Origin of the sequence: Sporosarcina pasteurii, assembly GCF_041295575.1 — a bacterium.
Classification (GTDB): domain Bacteria; phylum Bacillota; class Bacilli; order Bacillales_A; family Planococcaceae; genus Sporosarcina; species Sporosarcina pasteurii.
The window spans coordinates 1,181,413-1,197,046 of record NZ_CP160452.1 but is presented as its reverse complement, the minus strand read 5'-3'; the positions used below and the strand labels follow the sequence as shown (position 1 = coordinate 1,197,046).

Annotated in this window: 12 protein-coding genes and 1 pseudogene; 1 reads left to right on the top strand and 12 read right to left on the bottom strand. The window is 41.6% G+C overall.

The window, feature by feature from the left end:
- Positions 1-55 precede the first annotated feature (55 nt).
- The 8 genes and pseudogenes from AB1H92_RS05400 to AB1H92_RS05365 all read right to left on the bottom strand — a co-directional run.
- On the bottom strand, positions 56-1,258 hold the full coding sequence (locus AB1H92_RS05400) for an acyl-CoA dehydrogenase family protein (protein ID WP_115361730.1): 1,203 nt from the start codon (positions 1,256-1,258) through the stop codon (positions 56-58).
- A 15-nt stretch (positions 1,259-1,273) separates the two neighbouring features.
- The gene (locus AB1H92_RS05395; RefSeq protein WP_115361732.1) at positions 1,274-2,428 is read right to left on the bottom strand and encodes a CaiB/BaiF CoA-transferase family protein; all 1,155 of its coding nucleotides are present in this window, start codon (positions 2,426-2,428) and stop codon (positions 1,274-1,276) included.
- Positions 2,429-2,688: 260 nt separating this feature from the next.
- Positions 2,689-4,137: an NAD-dependent succinate-semialdehyde dehydrogenase gene (locus tag AB1H92_RS05390; protein ID WP_115361734.1), complete on the bottom strand. Its 1,449-nt coding sequence runs from the start codon at positions 4,135-4,137 to the stop codon at positions 2,689-2,691.
- 29 nt (positions 4,138-4,166) lie between these two features.
- Positions 4,167-6,149 (bottom strand): hydantoinase B/oxoprolinase family protein, encoded by a 1,983-nt coding sequence (locus AB1H92_RS05385; RefSeq protein WP_115361736.1) that lies wholly within the window; start codon positions 6,147-6,149, stop codon positions 4,167-4,169.
- A 17-nt stretch (positions 6,150-6,166) separates the two neighbouring features.
- Entirely contained in the window at positions 6,167-8,206 is a 2,040-nt protein-coding gene (locus AB1H92_RS05380; protein ID WP_115361738.1) for a hydantoinase/oxoprolinase family protein, read from the bottom strand.
- A 145-nt stretch (positions 8,207-8,351) separates the two neighbouring features.
- A complete protein-coding gene (locus AB1H92_RS05375; protein ID WP_115361740.1) occupies positions 8,352-9,704 on the bottom strand; it encodes an aspartate aminotransferase family protein in 1,353 nt (450 codons plus the stop codon).
- Positions 9,705-10,201: 497 nt separating this feature from the next.
- Positions 10,202-11,038: a YitT family protein gene (locus AB1H92_RS05370; protein WP_243835727.1), complete on the bottom strand. Its 837-nt coding sequence runs from the start codon at positions 11,036-11,038 to the stop codon at positions 10,202-10,204.
- Positions 11,039-11,255: 217 nt separating this feature from the next.
- A pseudogene (locus tag AB1H92_RS05365) lies at positions 11,256-11,468 on the bottom strand (isocitrate/isopropylmalate family dehydrogenase); the annotation flags it as partial.
- A gap of 120 nt (positions 11,469-11,588) precedes the next feature.
- Between AB1H92_RS05365 and AB1H92_RS05360 the strand changes: the two are divergent.
- Positions 11,589-13,010 carry a YfcC family protein gene (locus AB1H92_RS05360; RefSeq protein ID WP_115361746.1) on the top strand — a complete coding sequence of 474 codons (1,422 nt, stop codon included), beginning with the start codon at positions 11,589-11,591 and terminating at the stop codon, positions 13,008-13,010.
- 160 nt (positions 13,011-13,170) lie between these two features.
- Here AB1H92_RS05360 and AB1H92_RS05355 read toward each other — a convergent pair whose 3' ends face one another.
- The 4 genes from AB1H92_RS05355 to queD all read right to left on the bottom strand — a co-directional run bounded on the left by AB1H92_RS05355 (position 13,171) and on the right by queD (position 15,324).
- A complete protein-coding gene (locus tag AB1H92_RS05355) occupies positions 13,171-13,530 on the bottom strand; it encodes a YciI family protein (RefSeq protein WP_115361747.1) in 360 nt (119 codons plus the stop codon).
- Positions 13,531-13,617: 87 nt separating this feature from the next.
- Complete coding sequence (locus tag AB1H92_RS05350) at positions 13,618-14,088, bottom strand: peptide-methionine (S)-S-oxide reductase (RefSeq protein WP_115361749.1); 471 nt, start codon at positions 14,086-14,088, stop codon at positions 13,618-13,620.
- A 79-nt stretch (positions 14,089-14,167) separates the two neighbouring features.
- Positions 14,168-14,896, bottom strand: a complete 729-nt coding sequence (queE, locus tag AB1H92_RS05345) for a 7-carboxy-7-deazaguanine synthase QueE (protein WP_172481076.1) — start codon at positions 14,894-14,896, stop codon at positions 14,168-14,170.
- Entirely contained in the window at positions 14,887-15,324 is a 438-nt protein-coding gene (queD, locus tag AB1H92_RS05340; RefSeq protein ID WP_115361753.1) for a 6-carboxytetrahydropterin synthase QueD, read from the bottom strand. Before queD ends, queE begins: the two co-directional genes overlap by 10 nt.
- Positions 15,325-15,634: the final 310 nt, after the last annotated feature.

Genomic DNA, 15,634 nt, shown 5'->3' with positions numbered 1-15,634 from the left:
AGGAGCTGTCCAGAATTTCTTCTGTGACAGCTCCTTTTTTATTCATTTATATCTTTCAACTATGCTGCAATTCTTCTTCCCAAGCCGGCAGCATATTGCTTAATTGCTTGTCTTCCCGATACCCAAGGACATATTCCGCTTGCATAATTGTATGAATTTCACGCGTCCCCTCATAAATGACAGGTGCTTTCGAGTTTCGTAGAAAACGTCCAACTGGATACTCGTCTGAATAACCGTATGCACCATGAATTTGAACGGCATCGTCTGCTGCTTTGTTCGCAAAATCACATGCTTGCCACTTTGCAAGGGACGTCTCGCGCGTGTTGCGCAAGCCTTTGTTTTTCATTTCTCCTGCACGGTATACAAGCAGTCGGCTCATCTGATAGCCAGCTTCCATATTTGCAATCATTTGCTGGACGAGCTGGTGTTTTCCGATTGCCTTGCCGAATGTTTCACGCTGATGACAGTACTTCACACTTTCCTCAATACACGCCATGATTAACCCTACTGCTCCAGCAGCTACTGTAAAGCGGCCATTATCGAGGGCGGACATCGCAATTTTGAATCCTTCTCCTTCTTGCCCTAACAGATTTTCAGCTGGAATACGCATATCTTCAAAGAATATTTCACCCGTGTTACCCGCACGAATCCCGTATTTCCCTTTAATCGCTTTTGAAGAGAAGCCCGGCGTTGTTCGGTCAACGATAAATGCGCTTATCCCGTGGTGTTTTTTCGATTTGTCTGTATAAGCGAAAACAAGGAAATTATCCGCGACATCACAGAGTGAAATCCATGTTTTCTGACCGTTCAAGACATAATGGTCCCCGTCACGGACTGCTGTCGTTGCCATTGCAGCCACATCAGATCCTGCGCCTGGCTCCGTCAAGCCGAAAGCGCCAATTTTCTCGCCTTTCGCCTGTGGGACAAGATATTTCTGCTTTTGTTCTTCATTCCCCCATTGCATCAGCGTCATCGAGTTCAATCCAATATGGACAGATACCGCAGTTCGGAATGCGGTATCTCCGCGCTCCAATTCTTCACAGAGAATCGCAAGCGAATTATAATCCATCCCACTTCCGCCGTATTGCTCAGGTACACACACACCCATGAAACCGAGATCCGCAAGTTTCTTCCAAATCGCCGGATCAAAACCACCTTCTGCATCCCATTGTTGAATATGTGGAATAATTTCAGCATCCACAAACTGTCTAACCGTACTCTTTAATAGCTGCTGTTCTGCTGTAAATTCGAAATTCATCTTAACCCACTCCTATTATCTAGTTTTATTAAATAAGCTGCCGATTATTTCATCATTATGCTCTCCTGGTTCCGGCGGATGACGTTTTATGGCCACCGGTGTCCGCGACAGCTTTAATGGGCTTCCAATCATTTTGATTGTTCCTGCTGTCGGGTGTTCATGTTCGACAAACATATTGCGTGATTGAAGCTGGGCATCATTCACAACTTCTTCCAGGTTTTGAATCGGCCCTGCCGGTATGTTATATTTACGGCATTTTTCATACCAAAAGGCAGTCGATTCTTTTAAAAACTCCGTTTGCAATAAAGAAACCAATTCCTTCCTATGCAAGACACGATCCGGATTTGTTTCGAAACGTTTATCGTCTGCATATTGAGGTACATTCAACACTGTACATAACGCTTTGAACTGATGATCATTACCAACTGCAATGACCATTTCGCCGTTAGCCGTTTTGAATGTCTGATAGGGCACGATGTTCGCATGCTCATTCCCAAGTGCTGTCGGAATTTCTTCTTCCATTAAGTAATTGCTGCCGATATTTATAAGCGCACTCACTGCAGAATCATACAGCGATATATCGATTTTCTGGCCCTTTCCGGATTGACTACGTTCCACTAACGCAGCTTGAATTCCGATACAAGCGTATAATCCCGTCAATACATCCGTAATCGCAACGCCTGATTTTTGAGGTCCCGATTGATCGGTTCCTGTAATGCTCATCAATCCGCTCATCGCTTGAATAATAAAATCATATCCCGGCATATGCCGATCCGGCCCTGTTTCCCCGAATCCCGTAATCGAACAGTATACAATACCAGGATTGATAGCTGCGAGCGTTTCATAATCCAAACCAAAACGCTCCATCGTCCCCGTTTTGAAATTATTGATGACGACATCGCTTTCGCTGACGAGTCTTTTAATGATGTCGACGCCTTCAGTCGATTTCAAATCGACGGTGATTGCTTTTTTGTTCCGGTTTGCACATAAAAAGTAAGCACTGACGCCTTCTTTAAATGGCGGTCCCCATTTACGTGTGTCATCGCTTCCTCCCGGCGCCTCCACTTTGATGACTTCCGCACCTAAATCACCTAAAATCATTGAGCAATACGGTCCCGCAAGTACACGAGATAAGTCAAGGACCCTAATGTTTTCCAATGCTCCCGACACTTTCTCCCCCCTCTTTTTATAAAACAAAAAGCCAATTCAAAAAGACTACAGGCATTCCTGTCGGTCAAATTTGAACTGGCTTTTATCTGTGTTTTTGAACCTTGTAAGGTTTCGGACAGATTAGGCAGTTATTAGCTTTTCATATCCCTTGTTGCATTTAATCATACGTGTTAAACGTTTAAGCGTCTTAGCATGATTTCTTATCTATCATACTACCAAATTAACTAACTTTTGTAAAGATTTAAACATTATATTTGTTTTTAATTCACGCCAATTGAAACAAATTGGGTTTCAAGATAGTCTTCAATCCCTTGACGGCCGCCTTCTCTTCCCATTCCGCTTTCTTTCATTCCGCCGAAAGGGGCTTGAGTTGCCGTTGGGGTCCCGTCATTCCAACCGACAATTCCATATTCGAGCTCTTCAACTAACTTCGTACCTGTTGAGACACTATCTGTAAAAACATATGCAGCCAATCCGTAAGATGTATCATTCGCAAGTTTAATCGCCTCTTCGACTGTTTCTATTTTTTGAATCGGCGCGAGTGGGCCAAATGTTTCTTCATTCATCACAACCATCTCCGGGCTCACGTTAGCCAATACAGTCGGCGTATAGAAAGTTCCTTTTGAGTCTTCTACTGGCGAGCCTCCCGTTACGAGAGCAGCTCCTTTCGATAATGCATCTTCAACGTGATGCGCTACTTTTTCTAAACTGGCTTGGTTGATCACCGGTCCGATTTGAACCGTTTCATCGATGCCGTTACCAACTTTCAACGCTTCAACAGCAGCAGCAAATTTTTCCACAAACGCATCATGAACTCCGGACTGGACGTAAATCCGATTCGTACAAATGCATGTCTGCCCCGCATTTCTGAAAGCTGAAGCAACAACACCTTCTACTGCCGCATCTAAGTTGGCGTCATCTAATATAATGAACGGTGCATGACCGCCTAGTTCAAGAGATAAACGTTTCACTTGTTTCGCACTTTGTTCGATGAGCATTTTACCGACCCCAGTTGAACCGGTAAACGTTACTTTGCGTACTTTTTCATTCTCCATAATTGCATTGCCTATTTTGGAGGAAGATCCGGTAACTAAGTTTACAACACCCCGTGGAATCCCCGCTTTTTCACATAGCTCGACCAACTTGACAGCCGACAAAGGACTTTCACCTGATGGCTTAATGACAATTGTACAGCCAGCTGCTAATGCCGGACCTAACTTTCTCGTCAGCATCGCTACTGGGAAGTTCCACGGTGTAATCGCCGCCACGACGCCTACTGGCTTTTTCCATACTTGCAGTCGTTTACCCGCTGCATGAGTAGGAATCGTTTCACCATAAACACGTTTTCCTTCTTCCGCAAACCATTCCAAATAAGAAGCAGCGGACAATACTTCACCTCTGGACTCTTGAATTGGTTTTCCCATTTCTAACGTCATAATTTGGGCCAATTCCTCTTGGTTTTCTAACATGAGTGCATGGAGCTTCTCCAGGTAGCCGGCTCTTTCGTAAGCCGTTGTTTTTGACCAAGTTTTAAACGCTTCATGAGCAGCTTCAATTGCTTCATTTGTTTCTTTTTCACCGCCGTTTGGCACACTTCCGACTACTTTGCTGTTTGCCGGATTGAGCACTTGCAATTCGCCAAGATCCTCCCCAACCCATTCACCATTTATATAGATACGAGATTGTTTCGTTTTCAACTCAACATTCATAATAGTGATACCTCCGCTTTTCTCTTTAATTAACTCCAGTAAGGAACCATTCTTTCTTCCAACATATCACGATATTGCTGCGTCGATTTCGGCAACACTTTATTTTGTTCAAAATCAAATACAACGCCATATCTCCGGATTAAATCGTACGTATCAATTTCTCCATTTAAGAACTTGTTTTCTATCTTTTTAACATCTTCGCGTAACCACTTTTTCCGGTTGTTACGAATTACGGCACGGGCAACGATTGTTGCATCCCAATCGATTTCAAATAGATCAATGTCCCGGTCAATTTCTTTGATGACCACACCATAATCTTTTTCAGCTCTCTCTACAGAGACATACTCATCAATAACGTCTTCAAGGACCGCTTCAGGATCTCTTTCTAGAGGATCTCCGAGTCCGCCGCCTCCTGCAGAAGGCCTAACGAAAGAATCTCCTGGTTTCACTTGAACATTCGAAAAGATTGCGCCAAGGAATTCTTCATTTTCCGTTCCTGGATTCAACCAAGCGCCATGCGGAGATGAAGGCAACCCGCCTGAGATTCCCCACGTAACCGATCTTGATCGATCACAGCAATAGGACATAATTGTATCCGATATATCTGTCAACTTCCCACCTTTTTCGACACCACAGCCTCCCCGGTATTCTCCTGGCCCGCCTGAGTCAGTGATAATTTCGTGTTTTGTTGTAATAACAGGGGATAACCTTTCTTGCCCTTCGCAAGGCTGAATGCTAAGCCCTACTCCGAACACTGGAGACATCGCATTTGCGCCATCCCGTTTATTACGTCCTCCATGCCCTCCTGCCATCCAGTCATACCACATGAAATATTCTTTTTCTTTTTCTCGCTGATCCCAACCGCCAATGAGCAAATACTCCAAATTAAACGAGCAAGCCAGTGCTCTTTCTGGAATAATTTTTGACCATAATTCAAAACATGCGTTCATAATTTTCTCATAAGCCCCCGAACAAAAACCTGTCACTGCGATTGGATAAGGCGCATTGACGACCGAGTCTTCAGGCAAGTGAACGTGAACGACCCGGTAAAATCCAGAATTCAGCGGAATATCCGGGAAAAATGTTTTAGTACCCGCGTATGCTGCCGACAGCGATGCCCCGAAACCTGCATTTAAAAAGCAGCCAATATAAGGATGTGAACCGCTTAAATCATAAAACACTTCATCATCATGAATTGTCATTTTCACATGGATGGGAATTAATCCATCTCCAACCTCCGGATCCATGTCAATATAATCCGTCGTTTCCCATGAACCATTTGGAAGTTCTTTAATATGTGATCTCGTTAGACGCTCTACATACTCTTGAACCTCTTCGAAAGCGGTTACAATTGTTTCGACTCCGTATTTCGCAATTAAAGCTCCCAGCTGCTTCTCTCCCACTTTAGTCGCTTCAACTTGTGAACGAAGATCCCCGAGACGCTCTTCTGGTACACGCATATTCGACACGAGCATATTGGCTACGTCTTCCAAATAAACACCTTTACTATAAATTCGAAGCGGAGGAATACGCAGGCCTTCTCCAAAATGATCTTTCGACTTAATATCAAATGATCCCGGAACGGAGCCGCCCATATCTGCCCAGTGTCCATTCACTTGCATGAAAGCAATCACTTTTCCTTCATGAAAGACAGGTTTTACAACTCTTGTATCACTGAAGTGAGTACCTCCCCGATAAGGATCATTGATAAGAAAGACATCGCCAGGGTGGATATCGTCTTTAAAATCTTCAATAATCGCTTTCGCAGTTAAATGCAATGTTCCGACATGTACGGAAATATCTTGTGTGCCTTGCATAACCGTATTTCCTTCTGCATCACAGATGGCCGAACTGAAGTCACGATTATAAATAACAAACGAATAACACGTTCTCATGATTTGTTCTGCCATTTGGTCAACCAAATTTACAAATGCATTTTTCAACACTTCAAATGTTACCGGGTCCAGTTTGCTTTGAAATATTTCTTGATTTTCAGTTGTAGTTGATAACATACCGATTCATTACCCCCTTATGATTTCGTATACTGAATGATAATATTTCGATACTCGTCCGTTTTTGCCGTGAATTGAGGCGGGATGACAAGTGTTGAATCTAGCTGGTTAATAATCGCCGGGCCTTCCAATTCTACGCCAGTAGGTAAGTCCCCACGTTGATAGACAGAAGTTGGCACAAAACCGTTCGACTCTTCGAAATATACCGGACGTTCTTCTATGAATGCCGCTTCCAATGTCCCTTCTACAATTTTTCTCGGTAGTTCCGGCTTCTCAACGATTCCAACTGCAGCTACCCGGAGTCCATAGATTTCTACATTTTGCTCGGCATTGGAAAATGCAAACTCTCGTTCATGCTCTTTGTGGAATTGGAAAAGTGCATCTTCGATAGAATTTAATTCTCGGCCAACTGTAATCGCTAATGAGCGCCATTGTCCTGCATATCTCATATCGACGTAACGGATAAAGTTCATGTCTTCAGGCTCTATGCCTTCCTCTTCTAATAATTCTTTTCCTTCCTTTTCCATTGTGGAAAATTCTGCTTCCAACGTTTCCACTGAAACGCTTTTTGCATCCGCTAGAAATGTTTTAGTAATATCATGTTGTACATCAACCATCAAACAGCCCATTGCAGCGGCAACACCCGAATAAGGCGGTACAATTACATTTGGAATCCCCATCTCTTTCGCTAAGTAGGCACAGTGCACTCCGCTTGCCCCGCCAAATGATACAAGTGCAAAATCACGAGGATCATAACCTCTTCGAACAGAGATTAAACGCAGCGCATCACACATGTTCGCGTTGGCTACTTTCAAGATGGAGTTAGCGGCTTCCGCAGCTTCAAGATTGAACGGTTTACCGATTTTTTCGGAAACCGCAGTAATCGAGGCTTCCTTATCTAAAGTCATCATTCCATCCAGCAACTTCGTATCTAACCTTCCAAGCACAATATTCGCATCTGTATTTGTCGGCTCTGTCCCGCCAAGACCATAACAAGCTGGCCCCGGTTCAGCCCCGGCACTCTGCGGTCCGTTCCGTAAAGAGCCGCCTTCATCAATCCATGAAATACTGCCCCCGCCAGCCCCAATTGTTAATATTTCAATACTTGGGAACCCAATCGGATAGCCGTATTCAATGTACCAGTCTTTCGTAATTCTCAAATCGCCTTCATACATGAGGGAGATATCTGTACTCGTTCCGCCCATATCGAATCCGATGGCATTTTTATAACCGCATAACTCAGCAATATATTTACTCGCAATTGCTCCCGCAGCGATGCCTGAACTTGCTAACCTTGCAGCATATCGAGGTACCGTTTCAGATGTCATCACACCACCGCCTGAGTGCAAGACTAGGATGTCACCTTCATATCCTAATGCCTCCATCTCACCTTCAAGTCTTTTAATATAATTGCTCACTGTCGGTCCAAGCACCGCATTGACGATCGCTGTACTCATTCGATCCGTCTCGAAAATTTCCGGCAGAATATCACTGGAAGCACAAATATACACATCGCCCAGTTCCTCTTGGAGAATTTCCTTTACTTTGGCTTCATTTTCACCGTTAACATAGGCATTGATAAAGCAGACGGCGACAGATTCTACGCCACGTCTTTTCAATTTTTTGCCTAGTGCACGAACTTCTTCTTCGTCAATCTCTTCCAGTACATTCCCAGCGTAATCTGTCCGCTCCTTCACTTCAAAGCGATCGCGGCGCTTAATATACGGTGGTGCAACATCACTATAAGCATCCCACAGGTCCAGTCTTGTTCCGTCACGGATTTCAATGACATCCCGAAACCCTTTTGTAGTTACAAGTGCAGTTTTCGGCAATTTCCTTTCAATTAAAGCGTTTGTTCCGACTGTCGTTCCATGAGAAAAGTGTATGATATCCTTCCCGGATAATCCTGACTTTTTAACACCTGCGACAATCCCTCTTTCAGGCTCTTTCGGCGTAGAGGATACCTTTGCAATTGCAACCTCTTTATTGCTTTCATCGAACACGAATACATCTGTGAATGTCCCGCCTACATCCACTGCAAAACGATAATTTGACAAATCAATTCATCTCCCTCATTGATTGGTAAATGTCATGGATGATGCGCTAAAAATGATACATGCCAAAACTTCCATGAACTTTCTCTTGCTAATTTATCCTCGGATTTACCGTTATCTGCAAATCCGAGGATAGATGATCACCGTTTTATGCCTTTTCTAGCTGACTTTCTAGCTCGCCCTGAACAGCAAGGACAGACTCACGTAATCTATTAACAAGAATCTCAATCTCTTCTTTATTAATGCTGAGCGGCGGAGAGAAACAAACAATATCTGTCCCGTCATAGGTAACCCCACGGCAGATTACACCCCGCTCATGTAACTCTTCGATGATTCTTGGCGTCACTTTCAATTCCGGTGAAAAACGTTTATTCGTTGAAGGCTCCTCGACAAACTCAATTGCCCCGATTAAGCCGACCATGCGGATACCTCCAACAATCGTACTTTCATCTTTGATTGATTGAAGACCTTTCAACAATTCCTCACCCATGAGACGAGCGTTTTCTACAAGTCCCTCATTCTCAATGATTTCAATATTTTTCAGAGCAACGGCTGCACCTGTTGCATGTCCGCTATACGTAAATCCGTGGAATAAAACTCCCTGCGATTTTTCTTTTAGTACATCATGGATTTTATCCGATACAATCACTCCGCCAAGCGGGAAATATCCGCTCGTAACCCCTTTGGCAAAACACATCAAATCCGGTTCAACGTCCCAATGTTCAATTCCGAACATCTTTCCTGTTCGTCCGAAACCAGTAATGACTTCATCGGCCAAAAACAAAATACCGTACTCGTCGCAAAGCTTACGTACTTCTTTAAAGTAATCTTTTGGCGGAACTAAAACACCGCCGGCTCCTTGGATTGGTTCTGCCATAAATGCCGCCACCGTCTCCGGCCCTTCTTTCTCAATTACTTCTCTAATCGATTGAATAGACTCGCTTGTCCCAATTTCATACGGAGTTTTCGCATGGGCAAAACCAGTTAGCATATGTCCTGCCATATCCCAAAATTGCGGGATGCCTGTTGCACTTGTCGCTCCTGCAGTTACACCGTGATATCCTCGACTAAGCGAAATAATTTTATGCCGTTCAGTCTGTCCTTGTATTTTCCAATAGTGCCGAATTAGTTTGATAGCAGAATCATTGGATTCAGAGCCACCCGATGTGAAAAACACAGCATTTAAACTCGGCGGTGCAAGATCTGCAATTTTTTTAGCTAAACGGATTGCAGGTTCATTACTGAACGTAGAAAAAGTGGAACTAAATGCGAGTTGCTCCATTTGTTCCTTCGCAGCTTCTGCAATCTCTTTCCGTCCATGTCCGACGTTGACATTCCATAAAGATGACATCGCATCGATGTATTCTTTTCCTTCTTTATCTGTCAAATAGATACCTTCGCCTTTTTCAACAATCAGTTTTGGTCCTTTTTCCTGTTGCTCCATAATAGAAGTCGTTGGGTGAATAAAGTGTTTTTTGTCTAATTCGATTAATTCTTTCATATTCTCTCCTCCTTATTGTGTAGGCACTAAAAAAAAGCCAGGTCAAAATAGACTACGGCATCCCGTAAATCTAATTAGTCTGGCTTTTACCTGCGATACAAAACCGGGTATCGATTTTTGACAGGTTAGGCAGTATCTTTGATTATTCATCTCAATTTTTCGCGAATCGTGCGAGAGGAACGTTTTTAGGTCCAGCACGAATCATTGCTTATACATTACACCAACTCCACACAATTGTAAAGATTTAAAATTGTCGAATTATCTGTTTTTACATAGTTTTTTTCGACAATTATATGATTCGGTAACGCATACAACTCGATTTTCCGCATTTTGATGCAATAAAAATGAGCCTTTCAGACACAAGGCAATCGAATAAGTAAATGATTCGCTCGAAAAACTGGTAAGTTTCGAAACATAATAAACTGTATGAAAAAAAGTTGTACCCATATAACTGGTACAACCCTAAAATATTTATTCATATTGAGCATCTTTATAACTCACCGTCTGGTGATCCAAGAAAAACTACCGCCAAATGCTTCCCTCACATCATGTACAACAACGAATGCTTCATCGTCAACTTCATTTATCACTCGTTTCAGTTTCATCAGTTGGTGTTTACTAATAATGATATACGTCATGTCTCTTTCCTCTAGCATATAACTGCCGTAGCCTTCAAAAACAGTTGCGCTTGTTCTCATTTCACTAATTACAGCTTCAGAAATTTCCATTGCTTTGTTAGAAATGACACTCACGGCTTTCCTTGAATCTAACCCTTCGAGCACAAGGTCGGTTGATTTTTTACCAATGTATAAAGCAATAATTGTATACATCGTGTTTAACGGGCCGATGATCAGTAGCCCCGACGTGACAATTGCTATGTCAATGACAAGGTTTGTACGTGTCAAATCCCATCCAAGGTTATAATGAAACATTTGCGCGATGACCGTTGAACCACCCATCGAACTTCCTGTACGTAAAATCATCCCCGTCCCAATGCCAATAAAAAAACCAGCGAATACCGCCGAGACAAGTGGATCTCCTAGAGGTTCCATGATATTTTCAGTAATAAAAAGGAAAAATGAAATCAGCGGCGCTGTAATTAAAGTAAGCCTGATTGTCCGCTTTGGTAAATAACGATAACCTACGACTAAAATAATTCCTGTGAGCAGAAAATTCGTAATCCCTACTGACCAATCGAGGGCATAATGTAAGATGATCGAAGCACCCGCTACCCCGCCTTCCGCTAAATTGTTTGGGATGGCAAGCCCTGTTAATGCAAGTGCATATATGAAAGAACCGAATGTAATCAGCAATATATCCCTAAAAAGTTTCACGATTCTAACTCCTTTCCAAAAATATTCATAAGATACTATGTTGCCTTTTTCAATGAAACATAAACCAAAGTGAACAGTATAAAAGATGATCTGAGAAAAAGCTACTGTTACGTTTACATGAATTCTCTGTCCTAATTTCCTTTTTTAATCGTAAAAGTGCCAGGTTCTCAAACAATTTCAATTTTGTATAGAGACTTTACTGTCATGATTGGTTGTATAAATCCCCGAATAAATTACTTGCGACGATGACATCAAATGCATGCGGCTTAGAAACAAGATAAGCACTTAATGTATCAATATGTATGGATTGCGTCTCTATACCGTCATAGTTTTTAGAGATATCCTGAAACACTTCATCCCAAAATCGCATTGAATAAACGAGTCCAATCGACTTTGTTGCGCTTGTTACGTGCCCCCTCCTCGTTTTAGCCCTCATAATAGTTGTTCATAAGCAGTACTCTCAGATTGTTCTGAATTAACTATTGAAATTAATTTCTCGCACTAGTATGATATATAGAATTAAATTCTATTTAAGAGGAGGAGCAACTATATGGATGAACAAGTGAGTTACAATGAGGAAGAACAAAATACAAAAAGTAAAATCCCTCATATTTTTGTTATTTTATTTTCGTTAATTGCATTAGCTTCATTATTAAGTTACATCATTCCGTCAGGTACGTTTGAAAGAGTTACGAATGAATCTGGTGCCCAAATTATTCAACCCGGTACCTTTACATATACCGATGCAAGTCCGGTTAGCCTTTTTGAATTCATGTTAGCAGTTCCAACTGGCTTAATACAAACTGCTGAAATTATATTCGGGATCCTAATGATCGGCGGCATGTTTGCAGTTGTAGAGCGAGCAGGATTAATTAGCCTTGGTGTTAATAAACTCGGAAACATGTTTGCGAACCATAATTTACTAATCATTCCAACATTAATGATTCCGTTCGCTTTATTTACAACGTTTACCGCACAAGTGGAATTATCGCTAATTTATTTACCAACGATTTTACCCCTTATTATTCGATTGGGTTTCGATAAAATTACCGCCACCGCCACAGTGCTTGTTGCTACGATTGCCGGCTTTACTGTTGGATTAACTACGCCCGCCAATTTAGGAGTTGCACAAGAAATTGCAGGCCTCCCATTTTATTCTGGCATTGGCTATCGAATTGTTATTCTAGCAATCATACTAAGTATTGGGATTTATTATGTTTGGCGTTATGCAAAAAAGATTCATGACGATCCAACGAAAAGTATTACGTATGAGGAAGATAAAGGAAACCAGAAGCCGCTGAAAGAAATGACAACGATAAAAGCAACAACTCGACAATTGATTGCATCTATTGCGCTTGGTATTTCGATTATCATTTTAATTTACGGATTATTAAAGCATGGATGGTATTTCCAAGAGTTAGCTGGATTGTATATTATTATTGGGGTTGGTGTGGGGTTAATTTCCGGTTTAAAACCATCGGAAATCTCAGAATCATTTATTGATGGTTTTAAACAAATATTACTCGGTGCAATGATTGTAGGAGTAGCTAGAGGGGTAGCAGTTGTGCTGAATGATGGAAATATCATGGATACAATTATCCACGGGGCTAGTTTGGTGATTGACTCTGTACCTGGAGCAGTTACTGCCATTGTGATGATGATTATCCAAGGCGGATTAAACTTCCTCATTCCTTCTGGAAGCGGACAAGCGATGGTGACGATGCCGATTATGTCTGGATTAGCGGATTTGTCTGATGTTACGAGGCAAACTGCTGTACTCGCTTTCTTGTTCGGCGACGGTTTTTCAAATATATTTTATCCGACATCTGGATACTTCATGGCGACACTCGCTTTAGGCGGCGTTCGATGGGAGAAGTGGATTAAATTCATTACCCCCCTACTCATTATTTGGTATGCACTTGCGACAGCTTTTCTCATCATTGCACAGTTTATGAATTATGGGCCGTTTTGACAGATTAATTTGTACACACAAGTAACAAAGCCGTATTTTTATAACACGGCTTCGTTACTTTTATATTTAGTAGTTATAATCGCGTTGCAGCATCACCTTTTAAGGAATTTGTATGCATCATGCGCTGACACGCAAGGTTTTATCGGTTGTTTAATGAACCCTATATAATACCCAATTGTTTTTGAATCTTATGCTTGTACTCAATGTATTCCTGGCCGAATTTTGGGTTTATATTTTCTAATCTACTCATTTTATAATCCCATTGCTTAATTTCATAACTGAAGACACCGTTTTTAACGGCCGGGTCATTTTCAGCAAATTTTATAACGTATTCCTCATTATCTGCATCAATCACGATAGCGCCTCCGGTTGAACCCCCAAATGGACCAGCTAGAACAATATTCCCGTTGTTATATTCATTTTGCACATACACAGCATGTTCGGGCATAAAAGGTTGATTATGCAAAACAATACCTTCTATCCAATTTTTTGATGGCGTTAATAATATTAAATATCTCATATGCATTCCCCCTATCCAAATAAATAATTGTGATTACAGTAGTAAAATATTTCCGGAAATAAAAAGCCTACAAACCATTACTCTTCCTTACTTATATTTACTTAATAGTTCTACTGGAATATGACAATAATCATTTGGATATCTAGATAACCTATCTTGATGTTCTTCTGCACTTCTCACATAGTTTGTAAGAGGTAAGACTTCAACAACTATCAAGTCATGATCCTTTCTTTCACTAATAAATGTCTTTGCCTCTTTTAAGTGTTCCGGATTTTCACTATATACGCCTGTTCTGTATTTCACGCCAACGTCCTGACCTTGTTTATTCAAACTGTAGGGATCAATGATTTCAAAGAAATACGCCATTAATTCCCTGATTGTGATAACCGTCGGATCGAATTCTGTTTTTACACATTCCGCGTATCCATCATAATCACCCTCAAGGGTATGACTTGTTCCATTCGCTCTTCCCGCCTCTGTATGCATAACGCCAGGTAAAGTTTTTATAAAAGCCTGTACGCCCCATAAACATCCACCTGCAAAATATACGACTTCCAAATATACTCCCCCTTTTAAAATAAAATGGCCCAACAAGGGCCGAAGTTTTGCGCTGATTACTAAGATTTTTTCATTGCATTTAAACGCCTCGTTTATTCCCCCACAAATACGTATGTAGCTGTGGCAGAACACGTACATGCTTTAATTCCTTGTCAGCCATTACTTGGTCAATTAGCCGCTCATATCTTTCTAGTAAATGAACCAGTAACTCCGCTTCATTTGCCTTTTGAAGGTCATCATTTCCGACCTGAATAAATAACTCTACTGTAGGATATCTTTGGTGCACCTTCCTTGCATAGCCCAAATCTTCATCATCAAAAACAACAATCTTCAAACTGAATGTCCCTTTTTGCTCAATACTCAATGATTCAATGATTTGATCCAGCACGGAAAAGTCTGTTTGCATTCCGGAACTTGGCGGCTTTGGTGAAAGTGTGAGCTCATCGATTTTTGTAAACCACGGCTGCCATCTGCTTCCTTGTGTTTCCAGTGCAATTTTTATACCTTGTGCATGCAACAAGTCGACTAAACTATTTAATTGCGGAAGTAATCCTGGATTTCCCCCTGAGATGGTGACATGACCAAATCGGTCGCCGCCTTCTTCTATTAATGCATCCAAGATTTCCTTCGCATTCATTTTTCTAATATTTTTTTTTTCTGATCCGTCCCATGTAAATTTGGAATCACACCATGAACAGGAATAATCACAACCTGCCGTCCGGACGAACATTGTTTTTTGCCCAATGACCATCCCTTCCCCTTGGATGGTCGGACCAAATATCTCAAGTACAGGAATTGTCATTGCGATGACGCCTCCTTTGGGCGATAAACACAGTAACTTGTCGGCGTTTCCCTTAAAAATACTTGAACACATTTCGGTTGATTGTCCAGCGTATCCAAGTGTGCTTGAACGATTTCATAAATCGTCCGTGCAATGACTTCTGAAGTTGGAAAATAGGAAGGATCCTCATCGGAAAACGCTGCATCTTTATTCAACACACGATGATCAAAACGACGGTGAACCAAATCCTTTATTGTTTTAAAGTTCACAAGGAACCCTGAATGGTCAAGCGTATCACCAACGATTGTGATGTTAGCAAAATACGTATGTCCATGTATATGCTGACATTTACCAGCATCCGTGCTCGGAACATAATGAGCCGCTGCAAAATGGAAATCTTTATTAATCTCATAGGCATAGTCATGAGGGACAACTGGATAAATTTGTTGCATCATTCTACTTCAGCCCCCTTTTTTCTCGACACATTTTCTACAAGAACAAGTTCAAGTGATAAGCACGTCGTACTATCCTGACCTCTACTAATTACCAAAATTTCATTTTCGTTATTCATTTTATCTCCCTCTCTCTAACAAGTTTGAGAGATTCGAGCCTCTTCACATCAAAAAAAACAACACAAAAGGAGTGTTGTTTTGCGCTCCTAGTTTTTTATCGAGGGATGGAATTGCGAACCTCTCCTGCAAATATGCAGATTCTTATATTGAATACTACTCTAACATACTTTTCCAATTAAAACAGAATACCATC

Coding starts and splice junctions, on each gene's coding strand:
- AB1H92_RS05400 (WP_115361730.1), bottom strand. CDS start 1,258: ATGAATTTCGAATTTACAGCAGAACAGCAGCTATTAAAGAGTACGGTT.
- AB1H92_RS05390 (WP_115361734.1), bottom strand. CDS start 4,137: ATGAATGTTGAGTTGAAAACGAAACAATCTCGTATCTATATAAATGGT.
- AB1H92_RS05385 (WP_115361736.1), bottom strand. CDS start 6,149: ATGTTATCAACTACAACTGAAAATCAAGAAATATTTCAAAGCAAACTG.
- AB1H92_RS05375 (WP_115361740.1), bottom strand. CDS start 9,704: ATGAAAGAATTAATCGAATTAGACAAAAAACACTTTATTCACCCAACG.
- AB1H92_RS05360 (WP_115361746.1), top strand. CDS start 11,589: ATGGATGAACAAGTGAGTTACAATGAGGAAGAACAAAATACAAAAAGT.
- AB1H92_RS05355 (WP_115361747.1), bottom strand. CDS start 13,530: ATGAGATATTTAATATTATTAACGCCATCAAAAAATTGGATAGAAGGT.
- queD (WP_115361753.1), bottom strand. CDS start 15,324: ATGATGCAACAAATTTATCCAGTTGTCCCTCATGACTATGCCTATGAG.